The organism is Algoriphagus mannitolivorans DSM 15301 (assembly GCF_000429425.1).
GTDB classification, from domain to species: Bacteria; Bacteroidota; Bacteroidia; order Cytophagales; family Cyclobacteriaceae; genus Algoriphagus; species Algoriphagus mannitolivorans.
This window is the reverse complement of sequence record NZ_AUBV01000010.1, coordinates 230,149-249,534: the sequence shown is the minus strand read 5'-3', so window position 1 is coordinate 249,534 and position 19,386 is coordinate 230,149. Positions and strand designations below refer to the sequence as shown.

General features: G+C 42.5%; 15 protein-coding genes. 3 read left to right on the top strand and 12 right to left on the bottom strand.

Features of this window, described 5'->3' with window-relative positions; all coding sequences use genetic code 11:
• From rfbB to G458_RS0113635, 6 genes are all read right to left on the bottom strand, one after another.
• The gene (gene rfbB / locus G458_RS0113660; protein WP_026952396.1) at positions 1-1,053 is read right to left on the bottom strand and encodes a dTDP-glucose 4,6-dehydratase; all 1,053 of its coding nucleotides are present in this window, start codon (positions 1,051-1,053) and stop codon (positions 1-3) included.
• Between the two features lie 4 nt (positions 1,054-1,057).
• Positions 1,058-2,110 (bottom strand): NAD-dependent epimerase, encoded by a 1,053-nt coding sequence (locus G458_RS0113655; protein ID WP_026952395.1) that lies wholly within the window; start codon positions 2,108-2,110, stop codon positions 1,058-1,060.
• Positions 2,111-2,147: 37 nt separating this feature from the next.
• Positions 2,148-3,314 carry a glycosyltransferase family 4 protein gene (locus G458_RS0113650; RefSeq protein ID WP_035468222.1) on the bottom strand — a complete coding sequence of 389 codons (1,167 nt, stop codon included), beginning with the start codon at positions 3,312-3,314 and terminating at the stop codon, positions 2,148-2,150.
• 84 nt (positions 3,315-3,398) lie between these two features.
• Entirely contained in the window at positions 3,399-3,599 is a 201-nt protein-coding gene (locus G458_RS0113645) for a helix-turn-helix transcriptional regulator (RefSeq protein WP_026952393.1), read from the bottom strand.
• Between the two features lie 10 nt (positions 3,600-3,609).
• The gene (locus G458_RS0113640; RefSeq protein WP_026952392.1) at positions 3,610-4,056 is read right to left on the bottom strand and encodes a hypothetical protein; all 447 of its coding nucleotides are present in this window, start codon (positions 4,054-4,056) and stop codon (positions 3,610-3,612) included.
• A 13-nt stretch (positions 4,057-4,069) separates the two neighbouring features.
• Positions 4,070-4,492 carry a hypothetical protein gene (locus G458_RS0113635; protein WP_026952391.1) on the bottom strand — a complete coding sequence of 141 codons (423 nt, stop codon included), beginning with the start codon at positions 4,490-4,492 and terminating at the stop codon, positions 4,070-4,072.
• Positions 4,493-4,678: 186 nt separating this feature from the next.
• Here G458_RS0113635 and proC point away from each other — a divergent pair, with 186 nt between their 5' ends.
• The gene (gene proC, locus G458_RS0113630; protein WP_026952390.1) at positions 4,679-5,479 is read left to right on the top strand and encodes a pyrroline-5-carboxylate reductase; all 801 of its coding nucleotides are present in this window, start codon (positions 4,679-4,681) and stop codon (positions 5,477-5,479) included.
• A 387-nt stretch (positions 5,480-5,866) separates the two neighbouring features.
• Here the strand turns inward: proC and G458_RS0113615 are convergent, their stop codons facing one another.
• Genes G458_RS0113615 through alaS form a run of 3 tightly spaced genes read right to left on the bottom strand, consistent with a single transcriptional unit; the run spans position 5,867 to position 11,087 of the window.
• A complete protein-coding gene (locus G458_RS0113615; RefSeq protein WP_051287288.1) occupies positions 5,867-6,979 on the bottom strand; it encodes a TlpA disulfide reductase family protein in 1,113 nt (370 codons plus the stop codon).
• A 4-nt stretch (positions 6,980-6,983) separates the two neighbouring features.
• Positions 6,984-8,444 carry an Asp-tRNA(Asn)/Glu-tRNA(Gln) amidotransferase subunit GatB gene (gene gatB / locus G458_RS0113610; RefSeq protein WP_026952388.1) on the bottom strand — a complete coding sequence of 487 codons (1,461 nt, stop codon included), beginning with the start codon at positions 8,442-8,444 and terminating at the stop codon, positions 6,984-6,986.
• An 18-nt stretch (positions 8,445-8,462) separates the two neighbouring features.
• On the bottom strand, positions 8,463-11,087 hold the full coding sequence (alaS, locus tag G458_RS0113605; RefSeq protein ID WP_026952387.1) for an alanine--tRNA ligase: 2,625 nt from the start codon (positions 11,085-11,087) through the stop codon (positions 8,463-8,465).
• A 418-nt stretch (positions 11,088-11,505) separates the two neighbouring features.
• Here alaS and G458_RS0113595 point away from each other — a divergent pair, with 418 nt between their 5' ends.
• On the top strand, positions 11,506-13,068 hold the full coding sequence (locus G458_RS0113595; protein ID WP_026952386.1) for a S8 family peptidase: 1,563 nt from the start codon (positions 11,506-11,508) through the stop codon (positions 13,066-13,068).
• A gap of 66 nt (positions 13,069-13,134) precedes the next feature.
• On the opposite strand, the gene G458_RS0113590 is transcribed toward G458_RS0113595, so the two are convergent.
• From G458_RS0113590 to G458_RS0113580, 3 genes are all read right to left on the bottom strand, one after another.
• Complete coding sequence (locus G458_RS0113590; RefSeq protein ID WP_026952385.1) at positions 13,135-14,391, bottom strand: M14 family metallopeptidase; 1,257 nt, start codon at positions 14,389-14,391, stop codon at positions 13,135-13,137.
• 69 nt (positions 14,392-14,460) lie between these two features.
• Complete coding sequence (locus G458_RS0113585; protein ID WP_026952384.1) at positions 14,461-15,804, bottom strand: Gfo/Idh/MocA family protein; 1,344 nt, start codon at positions 15,802-15,804, stop codon at positions 14,461-14,463.
• A 101-nt stretch (positions 15,805-15,905) separates the two neighbouring features.
• Positions 15,906-16,673, bottom strand: a complete 768-nt coding sequence (locus tag G458_RS0113580) for a 3-keto-disaccharide hydrolase (protein ID WP_026952383.1) — start codon at positions 16,671-16,673, stop codon at positions 15,906-15,908.
• Between the two features lie 136 nt (positions 16,674-16,809).
• On the opposite strand from G458_RS0113580, the gene G458_RS0113575 reads away from it, so the two are divergent.
• On the top strand, positions 16,810-19,350 hold the full coding sequence (locus G458_RS0113575) for a M14 family metallopeptidase (RefSeq protein ID WP_026952382.1): 2,541 nt from the start codon (positions 16,810-16,812) through the stop codon (positions 19,348-19,350).
• The last annotated feature ends 36 nt before the right edge of the window (positions 19,351-19,386 follow it).

Here is a 19,386-nt window from a genome sequence, read left to right as displayed (position 1 = left end):
CTAAGAATTATAGTGCTCTTTGTAATAGTCCTGATAAGCACCGGAAGTCACATGGTCTAACCAATCCTGATTGGCGAGGTACCAATCGATCGTGATATCTATTCCTTCGTCAAACTGCAAGCTTGGCTCCCAGCCTAGTTCTCTTTGAATCTTGGTGGCATCAATCGCATAGCGCAAATCATGGCCAGCACGATCCTGAACAAAAGTGATCAGCTGCTCAGAGGTTCCTGGAGTTCGGCCTAGTTTTTCGTCCATTTTTTGGCAAAGCAAGCGCACGATGTCGATGTTTTTCCACTCATTAAAGCCACCGATATTGTAGGTCTCTCCCGGCTTACCTTTGTGGAAAACAGTGTCAATTGCTCGTGCATGATCCTTCACAAACAGCCAATCTCGAATATTTTCACCTTTTCCATACACGGGAAGAGGTTTCATATTTTTGATATTGTGGATACAAAGTGGAATCAGCTTCTCAGGGAAATGATTCGGTCCGTAGTTGTTAGAACAATTGGAAACTACAGTTTTCATCTTGTAAGTATTGGCATAAGCCCTTACAAAATGGTCTGAGGAAGCTTTGGAAGCAGAATATGGAGACTGAGGATCATAAGGAGTGGTCTCTAAAAAGAATCCTCCATCATCCAATGAACCATAAACCTCATCCGTCGAAACATGATAGAACAGGTGTTTATCCAACTCTCCCGCCCAAGCGCTCTTGGCTGCGTTAAGTAAATTGACAGTACCAAAGACATTGGTTTTGACAAATGCCAATGGATCCGTAATGGAGCGATCTACATGAGATTCTGCAGCAAGGTGAATCACATCCGTGATGCTATGCTTCCTGAAAATTTCCTCTAGAACTTCAGCATCTTGGATATCTGCTTTTTCAAAAACGTAGTTAGGGGCGTTTTCTACCTCCCGAAGATTTTCCAGATTTCCGGCATAGGTCAATGCATCCAAGTTCACGATTTTGTAATCGGGATATTTTTGGACAAAAAGTCGGATCACATGGCTACCGATAAAGCCTGCGCCTCCGGTAATTAAAATACTCTTGGACATAAATTTATTTTTTGTAATAGTCTAAATACCAATCAATAAAGGATTTTACTCCAAAGGTTATAGAAGTTTCAGGTTTATACCCCGTGTCTCTAACCAAATCTGAAACATCCGCATGAGAAGCCGGAACATCTCCAGGCTGCAAAGGTAGAAGTTCCATTTTCGCTTCTTTCCCTAAGCTTTTCTCCACTGCTTTGATGTAATCCATCAGCAAGACAGGAGAAGAATTTCCAATGTTATAAACTTTATAAGGAGCTTTTCCGCTACCCGGATCTGGATTTTGGGCATCAAAGTGGGGATTTGGACTAGCTGGTCGGTCTGCCACTTTGACTATACCTTCCACGATATCATCGATATAGGTGAAGTCCCGCTTCATCTCGCCATAATTGAACACCTGAATGGGCCTTCCTTCCAAAATCGCCTCAGTGAACAGAAATAAGGCCATATCCGGTCTTCCCCAAGGACCATAAACGGTAAAAAATCTTAAACCTGTGGTCGGAATTCCAAACAAATGACTGTAGGTATGGGCCATCAGCTCATTGGATTTTTTGGAAGCGGCGTAAAGAGATATAGGATGATCCACAGAATCCGAGGTTGAAAACGGAAGTCGCTCATTAGATCCGTAAACCGAACTTGAGGATGCATAAACCAAATGCTTGACCGGATGAAAGCGGCAAGCCTCAAGAATATTCAAGAATGCGATGATATTACTTTGAATATAGACCTCTGGGTTAGTCAAGGAATACCTCACTCCAGCCTGAGCAGCTAGATGAATTACGAAATCAAACTTCTCTTGGGAAAATAGATCCAACAAGGATTCTTTTTCAACCAAATCAAGCTGAATGAATCTGTAATTCGAATGCTTTTGGGATTGAACTAATTCACCTCGGGAAATTTCGGCTTTTTGAATTCCTTGAAATTCCAATCGGGAATACTTCAAATTAACATCATAGTAATCGTTAATCACATCCAATCCGACTACTACATCTCCCCTATCGATTAATTTCTGTGCTACATGGAACCCAATAAATCCGGCGGTACCGGTCACGAGGTATTTCATAAAAAGATTTGGTATAAATATTTGATTCAAATATAAGTTATTCCCCGAATTCAGCTTCCTTTAATAATCTTTGATAGTTGGATAAAAGCTCCTTATGGATATAAGTCCGTTCATAATTTTGCTGAATTTCAAAATAAAGCTGATCTGCCATTTGCGCCATTTTTTCACGCTTCACAAAGGCAAACTCCAACGCCTCTTTTAGCACTGAGGCGTCTTTTACCGGAAAAATCAAGCCTGTTTTCTGCTGGGTAATTAGATCTCTGTTTCCAATAATATCTGAACAAATCACCGGAACCTGCATTGCTCCCGCTTCCAAAAGGACATTTGGAAAACCCTCTCGGTGTGAAGGATGTACGAGAACATCAGCCAAAGCCAAATAATGAGACACATGATCCGTCCAATCTATTTGAACAATCCTAGGTGAATCTTGAATGGTCTGAATTGTCTCAGGTGAAAGCGGGTTCAAATCTTGCTCAAAAGATCCCAGCAGGACTAATTTGGAGCGATTCGCAATTTTGGAATTCAAAAATGCAGAAACCAATTCCTCAATCCCTTTATCCTTGACCAATCTCCCCACTGCCAGAAAAATATAATCATCATCACTTGGCATGATCCGCATGGTAGCAGCTACCAGGTGATTTTCTTTGAGAGAATTTCTGCTGAATTTCTTCAAATCAACACCGTTGGAAGAGCCTTTTCCAATAATTCTAAGCTTTGCCTCATTGGCTAAACCTTCTTTGAGAACATGCTTGTAGAGCCCTTGAGAATTTGGCCAAACCTCTGTGGCATTGGCATAGGTCCACTTTTCGGCTTTTTCCAAAAGGCTTTTTCGATTTCCTTCGGCCGCCATAGCCGGAATTCCGGCCAAGGTGTGAATTCTGATTTTGACTCCTGCAAGATTGGCCGCAATCATTCCCAATAAGCCTGCTTTGGGAGTATGGGTATGGACAATATCCGGCTTTTCTTGACGGAATAATCGGATCAATTTCCAGATGCAAAGTAAATCGTGAAACGGAGTGATCTTTCGGGTAAATGGAATTACCTCGTGCCTTACCCCTTCATTTTTTACAACTTGAGCTACCTCTCTCCCATCTGCACTGATTGTCAGTACTTCCCAACCCTGTTCTTTCATGAATTTCATTTGGCCGGCCAGTAGAAGTTTCAGGGAAAGGGGAACGGTGGTGATTCGAATCAGCTTGGGCATCAAAAAGATTTTTGTAAGGGGGCAAAGGTACAATTTTAACGTGTTTTTGCCCCTTAAATTTTGAACAGGAAATTGAATTTTAGGCTAATCTCCATCTTCCAGCTCAAATATTTCCTCCAATGGCGTTTCAAATACTCTGGCAATCTTTAAAGCCAAAACTGTGGAAGGAACATATTTTCCAGCCTCTATAGAGTTGATCGTCTGTCGGGAAACCTGCACTTTTTCCGCAAGGTCCTGCTGGGTCATGTCTTTTTTCGCCCGCTCTACTTTGATGGTGTTTTTCATGCCGAGATTATCAGAGTGCTAGAACAGATTTTTTCTGTTGATTCAAAACCCATCTAAACCTAAAAATGAAGATCAATTGGATGGTAAACATGTTGTACCCCATGAATTCCAAGTATCCAAAACCATAAAAGAAAATAGTACCCAAGATTAGGATAAAGGTATTGGCGTAGCATGCGACCAATAAAGAATCCAGCCTAAGCTTTTGGATATACTCGTCTTCTTCTTTTTCCTTCGAAAATGCAATGAAGAACAAGGCAACAAACACTCCGATCAAGGCAATTTCATTGGTGAAATTTTCATTGGAGTCTTCAAATAAAGCCCCTTCTCTGACCTGAAACTCCAGAAAATCAAAGTTGAATTCCATGTAATTATTGGCAAATAGAAGTACTGCAAAGGGGAATAAGAGCATCCAGCCCCATTTCTGAAATCCGTGTGAAAGCAAAATTTTAGATAGCATGGCAGTTATGGATTTAGTTTTCTGATTTTGAAGAGAGGTATTTTTGATATTGAAAAGCCCCATAGATATAGGCATTGAGTAAAAACAAAACGAGATAAGCAGTGAATAACTCGGAAGTAAATCTTCCAAACCACAAGTAATTGATAAGCATCAGGGTAGCAAGACCTAGTATCAGCCAAAAAAACCCTGTCTGAAAAGCTTGTTGCCTGAAATTCTTGATCATTTCGTCTTCGACATTTTCTCTGGTCAAATTCAAAATCCCAAATCCTATCGCCCAAAAACCATAGATGATCTGAGTGCTTTCATTGTGCTCCATACCAGGATTTAAAAATGCTATTCCAATCACCAAGATTACCGGTAAAGGGAAAAACAGATAGCCTACTTTCTTCCAATTGGGATGCAAAAGGGGAACATTGAGAATTGAGTTAGTTTTCATAGTGGTCAAATATGTTTTACCAAATGTAAAATATGTTTTACTTTTTGTAAAAATATTTTTCCATTAATTTTCATTCTATTCTAATTGTGCTTTGAGCATTCTCAAAAGTTTATTTTACTTTTTTCTAATAGGAAGGGGCTTTTATTTAACTTTAGGCAATATTTTCAATATAAAATTGAATTTTAGATGATTTCTAAATTAAAAATTGCCATCATCGGTTGTGGAAATCTGGGAACCTCGATAGCCAATGGACTATTGGGATTGGAAAATTTTGATCCTCACAACCTTACTCTTACCAAGAGAAATACTTCAAGCCTTTCTGAATTCGAGGCCTTAGGAGTACATGTCCATCCAGATAACAAGACTGCGGCTCAATATGCAGACCTGATTCTGCTAGGTGTAAAACCCTACAACGTGAGCAATATTCTCAAGGAAATCAAACCGGTCCTCAATCCTAAAAAGCAAATCATCATTTCACTTGCTACTGGGATCACCATTGAGGAGATGTATCAAGTCATTGACCCGAAAACCGTGACTTTCCGGGCGATGCCCAACATTGCAGCTGATATCCAGGAATCCATTACCTGCATCTGCCATAAAGAGGCTACTCCAATCCAGGAGGACCTGGTAAAGGAACTATTTGACGCTATCGGATTCACTATCTCCATTGATGAAAGCTTGATGGAGGCGGCGACTGTACTCGGTGCTTGCGGTATTGCTTATGTTTTGAGATTTATGAGAGCTATGATTCAAGGAGGAATTCAAATTGGATTTGACTCGGTCACAGCCAGTAAAATTGTAAATCAAACAGTCAAAGGCGCCGCTGAATTGATGATCCAAAAAAACATCCACCCCGAGGCAGCAATTGACAAAGTCACCACTCCAAAAGGCTGTACCATCGTAGGCCTCAATGAAATGGAGCATCAGGGATTCAGTTCCGCCATGGTGAGAGGGGTCATTGCTAGCTACGAAAAGATTGAAAAATAGGGACTAATCCCCCAATCAAGCCGGAAATTCAATATTTCCGGTTTTTTTTTGATTTTTTTATTGCACTCCATAAAATTCCAACATACCGCTCAATTGAAGTAAAAAGGGGATTCGAAACTTTTTTACTTTAGAATATTCAAGCTTAATATTCATATAGTACAATTTATTTGAAAAATGATAAAAAATGAATTGTTTTTCTTTTAAATCTTTTTATTAGATTTGTCTCGGGTGATAAACAACTTTTACTATTCCTTTTTGAAAGACTCGACTTTTAAGGGAAGGACTGTTTGGTAACTTTTTCCTCCTTCCTTTTTTGATTTAGAAATTCTGCTCAACAAAAAAGCCTTCCAGAAAACTGGAAGGCTTTTTGTTCTTTAATATTGCCTCTTAATTGAACAACTCCGCCAGCTTGTTTTCCAAACTAGGTCCTCTCAAATCCTTAGCAATTATTTTTCCATCTGGGTCAATCATATAAGTTGCAGGAATAGCATCGATTTTATACAACTCAGCAGCTGCTGAATTGAAGTATTTCAAATCCGACACCTGGGTCCAAGTCAAACCATCGTCCTTGATGGCTTTTACCCAATCCTCTTTGCTTCGGTCAAGGGAAACACCAAAAACTTCAAAGCCTTTGTCTTTGTACTCATTATACAGTCTCACCACATTTGGATTCTCTTCCCGACAAGGCTTGCACCAAGCCGCCCAAAAATCGATCAATACATACTTGCCTCTCAAGTCGGAAAGTTTGACCATTTTCCCATCGGGATTAGGAAGCTCAAAATCAGGAGCTACTTGGCCCACAGATAATGCTCTCATTTCATCCAACTGTTGCTTCAATTGCATGATGGACACAGTTCCCGGGTAGGTTTCATTGAGTTTGGTCACCAATTGATCCAAGAAAGGAAAATCATTTTTTGGGTTCAAAAGTCCCACTGCAGCCAATGAAGCAAAGGAATCTCCCATGCTGTTGATCATCTCCTTCACTCTTTCCGCCTGTTTGGTTTCCAGTGCAATAGCATCTTGCTGGATCTTTCGGATAGTCTCTGAGTCGTTGTTACTCATCGCCTCATAGTATTTTTCATTCAGCTGGTTGACTTCCACTTGGTACTCTTCCATCAAAGCTTCCAATTTGAGCATTTCCTTGGTGTCCTTGGAGCCCTCGATGGTCAAGCTGGATGGCTCGTTGAAATTGTAGGACACCGAAACGTCCTCATCCAAAAGGGCCAACCGAACCATTCTCTGTCCATAAAGATTCAACTCGTAGAAGGTTGGAGTATTCACCTCCAACTCATATTTAAATTCGCCTTTACCATTGACCTTCAAAGTGTCCAGTACTTTAGGTCGGCTTTCTGTAAACTGCGAAAGGATCACATATCCTTCGGGGGCATTACCGATTTTACCCGTTATTTCCACTTTTCCATCTGCGGACGTTTCATTTCCACCACAGGAAAGCAACAGGAATAAACCCAAGCTCCAGATTCCTAACATATATTTTTTCATGGGATTAATTTTGCAATAGTTCTGTTAACAGTTTTGATGCCACTTTTGGATCTGCTTTTCCTTTGGACTTTTTCATCACCTCTCCCATAAATAAGCCCATGAGGCCTTTTTTACCGGATCTGTATTCTGCGACTTTTGATGCATTTTCTGCAAGTACACTTTCCACAATTGGCTTGAGAGATGATTCGTCACTTTCCTGAATGAGATTCAGCTTTTGGGCGATTTGCAGTGGAGACTCCTCCCCTCCTTTTAGCATTTCGGGAAAAAGGTTTTGAGATGCAGCCGTGAAGGAGACTTTCCCCTCGTCAATCAAACTGATCAAATCGGCTATAGTTTCAGGCTTTACAGGGAAATTATCTATGGACAAACCCGCCTCATTGAGGAAAGATTTAATCGGACCCATCATCCAATTGGAAGCTGCTTTGAAATTGGTGGTTTTGGAACAAAGGCTTTCAAACCAGTCCGCCATTTCCTTTTCCTCAGTCAAAAGCGCGGCATCATAAGCCGGTAGCCCATATTCCTCCATAAATTTTTGAAAGAGCTCTCTGGGCAATTGTGGCATCTGGGACTTGATAGAATTCAGCCATTCCTCAGAGATCACTACTGGGCTTAAATCCGGTTCTGGAAAATAACGATAATCATTCAAATCCTCCTTCGTTCGCATGCTAGCCGTGGTGCATGTGGCTGCGTCGAAAGTTCGGGTTTCGGATATGATCGTTTCCCCTTTTTCGATCAAGGCTACTTGTCTTTCAAATTCGTGATCAATTGCTTTTGCCACGTTTCGGAAAGAGTTCATATTTTTCACCTCTACTTTTTTTCCGTACTCGTGTGCTCCTTTAAGCATCACCGACACATTGGCGTCACAGCGCATAGAACCCTCTTCCATGTTCCCGTCGCAGATTCCGAGATATTTGACCAGTTTTTTGATCTCATACAAAAAGGCATAAGCCTCTTCTGAAGTCCGAATATCTGGTTCAGAAACAATTTCAATCAAAGGCGTTCCCGCGCGGTTGAAATCTACCACGGTATCGGATTCCCCTGCCAAGTGTATCGATTTACCGGCATCTTCCTCCATGTGGACTCGATTGAGATTGATTTCTCTCTCGGAGCCATCAGCAAGCCGAATGGGAACCGTTCCCCCGACACAAATCGGCCCTTTATCCTGAGTGATTTGGTAACCTTTGGGAAGGTCTGGATAGAAATAATTTTTTCGGGAAAAAATATTGGTTCGAGTAATTTCAGAATTACAGGCCAAACCCATCTTCACCGCGTATTCTATCACTTTTTTGTTCACTTTGGGTAGAGTTCCCGGATGACCAAGTGTAATCACTGACACTTGAGTATTGGGATCACTGCCAAAAGCAGTAGAATCTGCTGCGAAAATCTTACTCTCAGTTAGGAGTTGGGCATGAACTTCCAACCCCACTACCAACTGATATTTACTCTTTATTTCTTCGCTTACCATTTCATCGAGTTTCGGCGATTACAAAAACAATTCTTTGGCTTTGGCCACTACTTTGCCTAATCCTGAAACATCCTTTCCCCCTGCAGTGGCAAAGAATGGTTGGCCTCCGCCGCCTCCCTGAATTTCTTTTGCCAAGTCACGTACCAGGTGACCAGCATTCCATCCTTTGGACGAAATCAGACTTTCCTCCAAAATCACGGCAATCTGAGGCTTATCTTCAATCTTGGCCGCCAAGACCACCAGTGCATTGGAAACCTCATTTTTCAATTCGTATGCGAGCTTCTTCAAAGAATCCGCATTCGGTAATTCTACTTGGGCAACTAAAATATTTACTCCGTCTTTTTCCACAAACTGCTTCAAAAGCTCATTCTTTACTCCAGATGCCTTTTCCAAATGTAGGCCTTCAATTTCCTTTCTTAGGTCATTTCGCTCTTGGATCAGAGTTTCAATGGCTTTTTTGAGGTCTTTGGGATTTTTCAAAAGCTCCTGAATCTCTTTCAGCAAGTTTTCCTGATTTCTTAAATATTCCTCAGCTGCCTTGGAAGTAATCGCCTCCACCCTTCTTACTCCGGCGGAAATAGAACCTTCAGAGGTAATTTTAAACATTCCGATTTGGGCAGTAGAAGGCACGTGCGTACCCCCGCAAAGCTCAACTGAGAAATCTTTTCCAAAGGTGATCACACGCACAAAGTCTCCATACTTTTCCCCAAAAAGAGCGGTAGCTCCCATCTTTTTGGCTTCCTCGATCGGCACATTTCTCTGCTCAATCAAAGGGATGTTTTCTCTTACTTTGGCATTGACAATCTCCTCCACTTTAGAAATCTCTTCTTCACTCATTTTCCCAAAATGAGAAAAGTCAAAGCGTAGCAGGTTTTCATTCACCAAGGAACCTCTTTGCTGAATATGGTCACCAAGTACTTCTTTCAAAGCAGATTGAAGTAAATGGGTAGCGGTATGATTATTCATGGTCAAATTCCGCTTTTCTTTATCGACCTCTGCAGAAAACCGCTTCTCAGGATTAGCAGGAAGCTTTTCTACAAAATGAACAATCAGATCATTTTCTTTTTTGGTGTCAATAACCCGGATTTTTTCCGAGTCTGAAACCAACCAACCGGTATCTCCTACCTGACCGCCACTTTCGGCATAGAAGGGAGTCTTATCCAAGACCAACTGATATCTATCGCCTTTTTTATCAGAAATAGTCCTGTATTTGATGATCTGTGAATAGGCTTCTGTGAAATCGTAGCCAATGAATTCTACCCCGCTGTCCTCATGTACAAATACCCAATCTCCTGTTTCAGATTCCGAAGCAGCACGAGAACGGGTCTTTTGCTTTTCCATTTCTTCTGCGAATCCTTTTTCATCCACGGACAGTCCGTTTTCCCGGGCAATCAGGGAAGTCAAGTCCAAAGGAAAGCCATAGGTATCATACAGTTCAAAAGCAGTTTTTCCGGGAATTACCTGCTCGCCTTTTACTTCTAATTCAGATTTGATGGACTCAAGCATTTTCAGCCCATTGTCCAAGGTTCTCAAGAAGGAGGTTTCTTCTTCCTGAATTACTTTAGCGATAAACTCCTGCTGAGCTCTGACTTCCGGAAATACATCCCCGAAATATTCTGCAATCAAAGGAGTCAATTCATATAAAAATGGCTGCTGGAAGCCTAAGAAAGTATAGCCATATCGGACAGCTCTTCTGAGGATTCTTCGGATCACATAGCCAGCCTTGTTGTTCGAGGGAATCTGTCCATCGGCAATGGTAAAGGAAATCGCGCGGATGTGATCCACAATCACACGGAACGCGATGTCATCGGGCTCATTATTTCCATAGGTCTTACCGGACTTTTTCTCCAAGGCTTGAATGAATGGACCAAATAAATCTGTGTCATAATTGGAGGACTTCATCTGGATAGCTCTTACCAGACGCTCAAAGCCCATCCCTGTATCCACATGCTTGGCTGGAAGCTCCTTCAAACTCCCATCAGCAAGGCGGTTAAATTGCATGAAAACAAGATTCCAGATCTCGATCACTTGAGGATGATCGTTGTTGACCAAGTCTCTGCCCGGCTCCTGAGTTCGCTCAGAATCAGGTCTTAAATCAATGTGAATTTCAGAACAAGGACCGCATGGACCTGTATCGCCCATTTCCCAGAAATTATCCTTTTTGGATCCCATGATGATCCGATCTTCCGGAACAATGGATTTCCATAAGTCAAAAGCTTCCTGATCCATGTCGAGTTTATCGCCAGCATCACCTTGAAATACTGAAACATACAATCTATCCTTCGGAAGTTTGTACACTTCGGTCAAAAGTTCCCAAGCCCACTCGATCGCCTCTTTTTTGAAATAATCTCCAAAAGACCAGTTGCCCAGCATCTCAAACATCGTATGGTGGTAGGTATCCACTCCTACTTCTTCTAAGTCATTGTGCTTTCCACTGACCCGTAAACATTTTTGGGAGTTGGCCACTCTTGGATACTTAGCGATTTCATTGCCAAGAAAAGCATCTTTAAACTGATTCATTCCCGCATTGGTAAACATCAAGGTCGGGTCATTCTTGACTACAATGGGTGAGGATGGAACGTACTGGTGTTGCTTGGATTGGAAAAACTCAATAAACGTACTCCGGATTTTCTTTGCTTCCATGAAAGATATGTCGTGCAGGAAATTTGATTTTCTTCATTTTAAGACCCAAATAGGCCCTTTTTATCGGGTGACAAAATTAGCAGAATTGGTGGGGTAATATGAATTTCCGGAGGATTTTATTCATCATCCTGAAAACGGGAATCAAGTCAACCGAAAAAACAATTAGGAAATACAAAACTTGGTTTACTCAAAATGCCAAAAAACCCAATTCCTAGTTTTTGTTGAAAAAATTTGAAAAATCTTTTGTTTTTATACCCAAAAACAAAACAAATCAAGTCATTTTATAGAGAATCTCTATATTTTTTAACGGTACTTGTTCTTTTAATCTTTTTTGTATTTTGAGCCACTTTTAGTTCCAAAATCCCAATCTAGGAAGTAAAAGAAGTTTTTATTACCAACTTAAAAAACCAAAAAAAGTATGATTAACAAAAGATTCAGGCCCATTTACTTGCTCCTGTCCACAACCGTGCTATTTGCAGGTTGTGAAAGCTCAATGCTCATGGAAGAGTCACCGACAGAGATGGCCTTAGAAAACGAACTTCAAAAGAGTCGTTTCAATTTAAATTTGTTACCTGAAGTTTCAGATTTTTCAAATCTGAGGGAAGGTAACTTTACCGGGAGGTATCTGATCCTCAGCAAGAACCAAAACTTGGACAAATCTCTGGCAGCTCAGATCGAAAAAGCCGGAGGTGAGGTGGTCAAATCCTTCCCAGAAGTAGGAGTTTTAGTGGCAGTATCCAGATCTTCTTCATTCTTGGATAATGCACGGAAAATCTCTGCAGTAGAGTCAGTGACTCCTGATTTTATCCTTCAATACACCAAAGACCCAGAAGTTCTCGGCGAAGAAATCGTGATGGAATCCAGCAATTCCTCTGGAGATGTTTCTGAAATGGCCACTCCATTTAATTATCAATCTGCAGTTTTCGATGGTTTTCAGTGGGCTCCAGGTTCAATAGACGCTCCAAAAGCCTGGGAAAATGGATACACCGGTCAAGGGGTTCGGATTGCCATTATCGATGGAGGGATCCATTCACTTCATAATGACATCCGACCTAACCTGGATGTAGCAAGGTCAAAATCTACTGTTCCTGGCTTTAATTTTAATCAGGATACCGGTACATTTTGGCATGGTACACATGTGGCAGGAATTGCAGCAGCAGCAGGTTCAGGAATTGTTGGAATTGCTCCAAAAGCGACAATAGTTGGTGTTAAATCACTCCATAATGGTTCTGGTGCTTTTGAGTGGATTTTGGAAGGTCTGCTTTATGCGGCAACCCCTCAGTCTCAGGGTGGTGCAGGAGCGAACATCATCAATATGAGCCTAGGAGCAGAAATCGATTATCGCAACAATTGGAATGACAAAGAATTTCGTGATGCATTCCGTGAATTGCAAAAGATCTACGACAGAGCAACCAGATTTGCATTCCAAAATGGAGTTACCGTAGTGGTATCAGCAGGTAATGGTTCATCCAATTATGATGTAGAAAGAGAATTCTTCAAACTTCCTGCTCAAAATCAGCATGTTATTTCAATCAGTTCTACGGGACCAATTGATTGGGCAAGAGGAGCTACAAATTTTTCTAACCCCGCCTATTACACTGACTATGGTAAATCCTTAGTAGACTTTGCTGCCCCAGGAGGAACTGCAGGACTTTTTGTCGTAAACGGTGTAACTTCCTCTTGCAGAGTGGTTGGCACTTATAGAACCATCATCAATCCATGTTACGCTTTCGACATGGTATTTAGCTGCCAAAGAGGAACTAGCAATGGTTCTTATACCTGGTCTCAAGGAACCTCCATGGCTGCTCCTGCTGTAGCGGGTGTTGTAGCTTTGATGATGGAAGCCAGCGGTGGCTATATGCAGCCTGGTTTGGTGAAAACAAGACTAGCTAATTCTGCCACTGACCTGGGCAAGCCTGGTAAAGATGAATATTATGGTTTTGGCTATGTGAATGCTGCCAAAGCAGTAGGATTGAATTAAAGTTTAACAAGATCCTTTAAAATCAAAGGAAAGGCCGTGCTTTTTGTTGAGCGCGGCCTCTTTTATTTATTTCCACTTCTTCTTGTTCAAAATCTTCATCAATTCCTGTCCTAAATAGGAACCTTTCATTTGAATTATGTCTCTTGGAGTATTGTCACCCACTTCGAAAGTCATGGATTCGGCTTGGTGGACGAAAAAGAAATAGGAATTGGAGGTAACACTTCGCTCCTTGCCTTCATTGGGCCGGATATTGGGAATATAGCCAGGGATCCTTTTAGATGATTTCTTTATCACCTTCGGGATTAGTCCAGGGAAATTTCCTTTCAATTCTTCATTGTTGGTATAAAAAATATCCTCCCAGGTAGAGTGAAAATCCGCAGCAAAAACAAACTTCCCTCCAGTTTCTTTCACCTTATTTTCCATAAACTCCGCCAAGGCTTTAGTTTCAGGCTGATTGAAATTCACCCAATCCCGGTTCAGGTCTATCCCTCCGACATTATGCCTCCAATGTCCGTTGGCAACCCCATCTGGATTCATTTGAGGCATCAGGTATAGATTATACTTGCTACGAAACTTCTTTGCTTGTGGGGTATCTTTTATAATTTCCTCCACAAAAGCCTGCATGGCCAAAAATCCAGTCAGCTCCGGAGGATGCTGCATTGAAATCACCATCAGCATATCCTGATCATCAGCTTCGCCTATTTTCAAGATTTCCAAGGGCCTTCCTTCTTTGCTTTTTCCAATAGCAATCAACTCCACAAAATCCTTTTGAAGTAGTATCTGCTTCCACTCCTGGACATATGCAGTTCCGATTTTATCCTGTGCGGCAACCCAAAGGGTATCCGAAGATGCACTCACTTTTAGAAAAGCTTTTTCAGGCCTTCCCTTTTCGACTTTAGGTTGAAAAAAGCTGCTAGAATCTGCATTAAAGAATGTTTTCCCATCGGAACTCAGTTTTGGAAAATACCGATGAAAGCCTTTACCTGCATAAGTAAACTCAATCCAGAATTCCTGGGTATTTCCTGACCAAAGTTTAAAAGCATACCAGGGACTGGGATTGATGGGTTCGTTTTCGGGAAGAATGGTTACTTGAACCAGCGTATCATTAATCCGCTGAACTCCGTTGAGTCTTGCCCCTTCCAATTGATTGGAAAAGAAAACTCCATTTCCAGCATCCCAGGTCTGTTTGGTTTGATAAGAGATGGTTTGATCCTTGGTTTCAACCACTTGAATCGGCCCCTGCCCTTCCCATTGGGCGGTGGATTTACAAGAAAAGAGAATGATTAATACTAATAAGGATACGAAGGGCTGGAGAAATTTCATGGCTTGAAATTAAAAGAAAACCCTCCAGAATCTATCCGGAGGGCAATTTCAAATTTCTAATTTCAAATCTTACACCTTCGGCACATTCCAGCCATTATGGTAATGCGCCTTCATCAGCTGGTTGGCTTCGGAGTCTGTAAACATGTTTTTTCCGGCATCCCAGTACACTTTCTTGCCGGTTTTGTAGGCGATATTTCCCATCTGAGCATTAATCGCTGCGACCGAACCGGTCTGAATGGCACATTTAAGCAACTTTGGATCATTGGCAGTGACTGCCTCCACGAAGTTTACGGCATGCAAATCCAATGCACTTGGGCCGGTTGGACGAGTATGAGGCACTTCCTCTACTTTTGGCTTTCGCTGTCCATCCACATTCTCTGTTTCAGGAATAACTTTCCATCCGCCCCGGTTGACCACCAAGGTGGCATTGTTTCCAATAAAGGCTATCCCTTCTGTGGTTCCGTAATTTCCTCCGTCTATTCCCGTGGCATGCTCCCAGAGCATATTGAAACCCTCGTATTCATACACGGTCTGAAGTGTGTCTGGAGTCTCTGAAGCATCATTTGGATAGGCAAACTTTCCTCCAGATGCCATTACTGACTTTGGCGCAGATACGCCCATGGCATACAAGGCAATATCGATTTCATGTACGCCCCAATCCGTCATCAAGCCTCCCGCATAATCCCAAAACCAACGGAAATTGAAATGGAATCGATTGGCATTGAATGGCCTCTTGGGCGCAGGGCCCAACCACATGTCGTAGTCCACACCGGCTGGAGCAGGACCATCGGGTACAACCGGAACCGGCTTCATCCAGCCCTGATAGGCCCAACACTTCACCAATCGGATTTGACCCAATTTCCCTGATTTCACATATTGAATCGCTTCATCATATTGGGAACCCGAACGCTGCCACTGCCCTACCTGAACCACTTTTCCATAGCGCTCTTGGGCTTTCACCATGATCTGGCATTCTTCAATGGTATTGGCAATGGGTTTTTCCACGTAGACATGCTTTCCTGCGGATACGGCATCCACCATATTCAGGCAGTGCCAATGGTCTGGAGTCCCGATGATCACCACATCGATGTCTTTATCTTCCAAAAGCTTTCGGTAGTCCTTGTACTGCTTAGGCCGTGTTCCTCGAAGCTTGAATACATCCTCGGTTCGCTGATCCAAAACAGATTGATCAATATCTGCTAAGGCTACGCAGTTCACATTGGGGATTTTGAGGTGGGCATTCATATTGGACCAACCCATTCCTTTGCAGCCAATCAAACCATAATTGATCTGATCATTTGCGCCAATCGAGCGGGTAAAACGCCCGAAATCAGCCGCAGTCAGGATATTGGGCATACTAAGTCCCGCTCCCAGCAGCATGGTATTTTGTATAAATTTTCTTCTTGAAGACATAAATCAGTTTATTGGGTTAATGGTTAAAAGGAAAAAGTAGGCAGTGATCAGTAGGCAGGTTTCAGACTACTGCTCACTGAGAACTGAATACTGCCAACTGATTAAAGTGGTCTCACCCATATATTTCTAAATCTCACCGGATTGCCATGATCTTGCAATTTGATCGGCAATGCCTCAGCATGAGCTTTGTAGTTCGGGATCCCGATATATTCTGTCGGGCCTCTGAGGATTACATGATTCTGTACCAATACCCCATTAATCAACACTGTGACAGTTGCTGGAGAAGTCAATACCCCATTTTTATCAAATCTTGGAGCCTTGAAGATGATGTCATAATAATTCCACTCCCCCGGAGCTCTCAAAGGATTCACCAATGGAGGAAACTGCTTGTAGATAGAACCCGCTTGACCATTGGTGTAGGTCTTGCTTTCGTAAGAGTCCAGAATCTGAACCTCATACATACCCATGAGGAAAAACCCGGAGTTGCCTCTACCCTGTCCTTCTCCGACAATCTCTGTAGGAGCGGACCATTCTACATGGTATTGAGCGTCACCGAATGGAAGCTTGGACTGGATATCTCCTTTTCCTCTAACAACCACTAACTCTCCGTTTTCAATTTTCCACTCAGCCGGAGAAGAACCGTCCTTTGCGGAAACAAAATTATTCAAGCTGCTTCCGTCAAAGAGCACAATCGCATCGGATGGCGGAAGGTGATTTTGTGTGCCAGGAGTGATTTTCGGAGGAACAGGGGTATAAAATTCGGTTGCCTGAGGAGGCAAAGGCGGAGGAGTTGGGTTTTGCTGAGCTAGAGAGAGGTTACTCAAAATCAATCCAGTCCCGATTAGAGCCAAGGTCAAAAGTTTTTTCATGGTACAATAGATTATTTTAGGATTACTTAGTGAAGGCAATAAATTACTGGAAAAAAGCGGGGAATAGAAAAGCCACTGATGGATTTTTACTGGAATTGCCTTTTTCCTTTTCTACTTTTAGGGAAATTTAATCCCCATGCAAAAACATATACTCTTAGTAGTTTTCACCCTTTTTCTAGCTCATTGGGCCCAGGCGCAGGAAGATTATTATTTCCCCGGAGAAAAATTTGATCCTGCTATCCCATCACCCTCTCAATTTTTGGGCTACCCGATCGGAGACTGGCATACCCGCTATGATCTGATTGTGAAATATTTTGAAAAACTGGATCAAGTCAGTGACATGGCCAAACTTCAGACTATTGGCTATACGCATGAGCACCGACCCAAAGTCATTTTGACTTTGGCTTCCCCATCAAACATGAGTAACCTGGAGCAAATTCGCCAGAAGCAATTGCAACTCGCTGATCCCTACCAGCCTAAGCCGGATGTTAACGCTATGCCTTCAATCCTACATTTGGGCTATGGAGTTCATGGAAACGAGCCTTCTTCGGCGGAAGCAGCCATGCTGACTGCATATTGGATATTGGCAGCTCAGTCGGATTTGGCAAAAAGTATCCGCGAAAATGCCCTCATCCACATTGATCCTACCCTCAATCCAGACGGAAGAGACAGACATAGTCTTTGGGTTAATTCCAATAAAGGATTTCCTGCAGTAGCGGATCCTTTGGACCGGGAGCACAACGAAGCCTGGCCAGGCGGAAGAACCAACCATTATTGGTTTGACCTCAACCGGGATTGGCTACCAATGGCTCATCCCGAATCTAAAGTCAAAGTAGAATGGTATCACCAATGGTATCCGAATGTGACCACGGATTTCCATGAAATGGGGACGAATAGCACGTATTTTTTCGAACCTACCAAGCCTTTTGGCTCCGAAAACCCAGTAGTTCCTAGAAAGAACTATGAGGATATCAACCCAAGATTTGCCAAGTATTTCGCCAAATACATGGACGAAATCGGAAGCCTGTATTGGACCAAGGAAGTATTTGATAACAGCTACCCGGGCTATGGTTCCACCTATCCGGATATCCATGGAGGCTTGGGATTGGTATTTGAAACAGCCAGTTCCAGAGGTCATGTCCAAAACAGCCAGCGAGGTGATATCACTTTTGCATTCACTATCCGAAATCATGTGGTAAACTCACTGGCCACGATGGAAGCGGCATTGGATAACCGCGTTTACATGCATGACTACCTGCGGGAGTTTTTCCAATCTGCCGTGGCTGAAGGTGCTAAAGACCCGGCAAAAAACTATGTCTTCGGAGACGAGTTTGACGAAAGCAGAAACCGACTATTTGTACAATTCCTTTTGGATCACAAAATCAAGGTTTTTGAAAACTCTGCCGACTTAACCGCCGGTGGAAATAGCTTCAAAAAAGGGAAATCTTGGATTGTACCTACCAACCAGCCCCAGTACCGAATGGTTCGAACCATGTTTGAATACGTTAAGGAATTTGCTGATTCCGTATTCTATGACGCTTCCGCCTGGACCATGGCTGCCGCTTATGGGATGCCTTTTTCGGCCGCTCCTTCTGCCAAAACCGGAACTCAAATCCTAGAGGCTATAGCCCCAACTCACGCTTTTCCGGAAGGAAAAGCCTATGCCTATTTGATTGATTGGTCGGATTTCTATGCGCCAAGGATGCTTTTTGAAATGCAAAAGGCAGGAATCCATGTGGAAGCTGTGCATCGCCCATTTTCCTCACAAACTCAGGATGGAAAAGTGGATTTTTGGGCTGGCACCTTGATGATCCCCATGGGCTTTCAAAAATTAAAAGCTGAAGAAGTAAGGACCAAACTCAGGGAAATTGCAGCAAAAACCCAACAGAAAGTTTATGCAGTGAATACCGGAATCAACCTGAGTGGAATCGATTTGGGTTCAAACTTAGTCTCAGCTATCCAGGAACCAAAGGTATTGATGATGGTAGGTACCGGAATCAATGCCTACGAAGCTGGGGAAATCTGGAATCTTTTGGACCAGCATCTCGGCATGCCGATTACCAAAGTCAATACCGAACAAATCGGACGGGTAAATCTCCATCAGTTCAATACCCTGATTATGCCTTCCGGGAACTACAATTTATTCTCAGAGTCACAGGTTAATCATTTGAAAGATTGGGTCAACCGAGGAGGAACCATCATAGCGATGAAAAGCGCATCAACTTGGCTTAACCAAAAAGAAATCACCAAAGAAGAGCGGGTAAAACTAGAGGAGGAAAAAGAACCTAAATCCCTTCCGTTCAATACCCGAAATGACTTCGAAGGAGCGAAAGAAGTGGGCGGAAGTATCTATCTCGCTGAATTGGACCTTACCCATCCTATTGCTTATGGCTACCATCGAAAAACCCTTCCAGTGTACCGAAACACGGATATTTTTATGAAGCCAAGTGCCGACAAATACCTTACTCCGGTGAAATACACTGTCAATCCGCATTTGGGAGGATATATCAACAAGGGCAATTTGGAAAAGCTAAAGCAAAGCGCTGGTGTGGTGATTTCCTCTGTCGGTCAAGGACGAGTGGTTCATTTCTTTGACAGTCCAAACTTTAGAGGAACTTGGTTTGGGACCAACAAACTGTTTCTGAATGCCATTTTCCATGGAGACAACATGGATTAATTGAATAGAAAAATGGTTATTGAGTTATTGGAAATA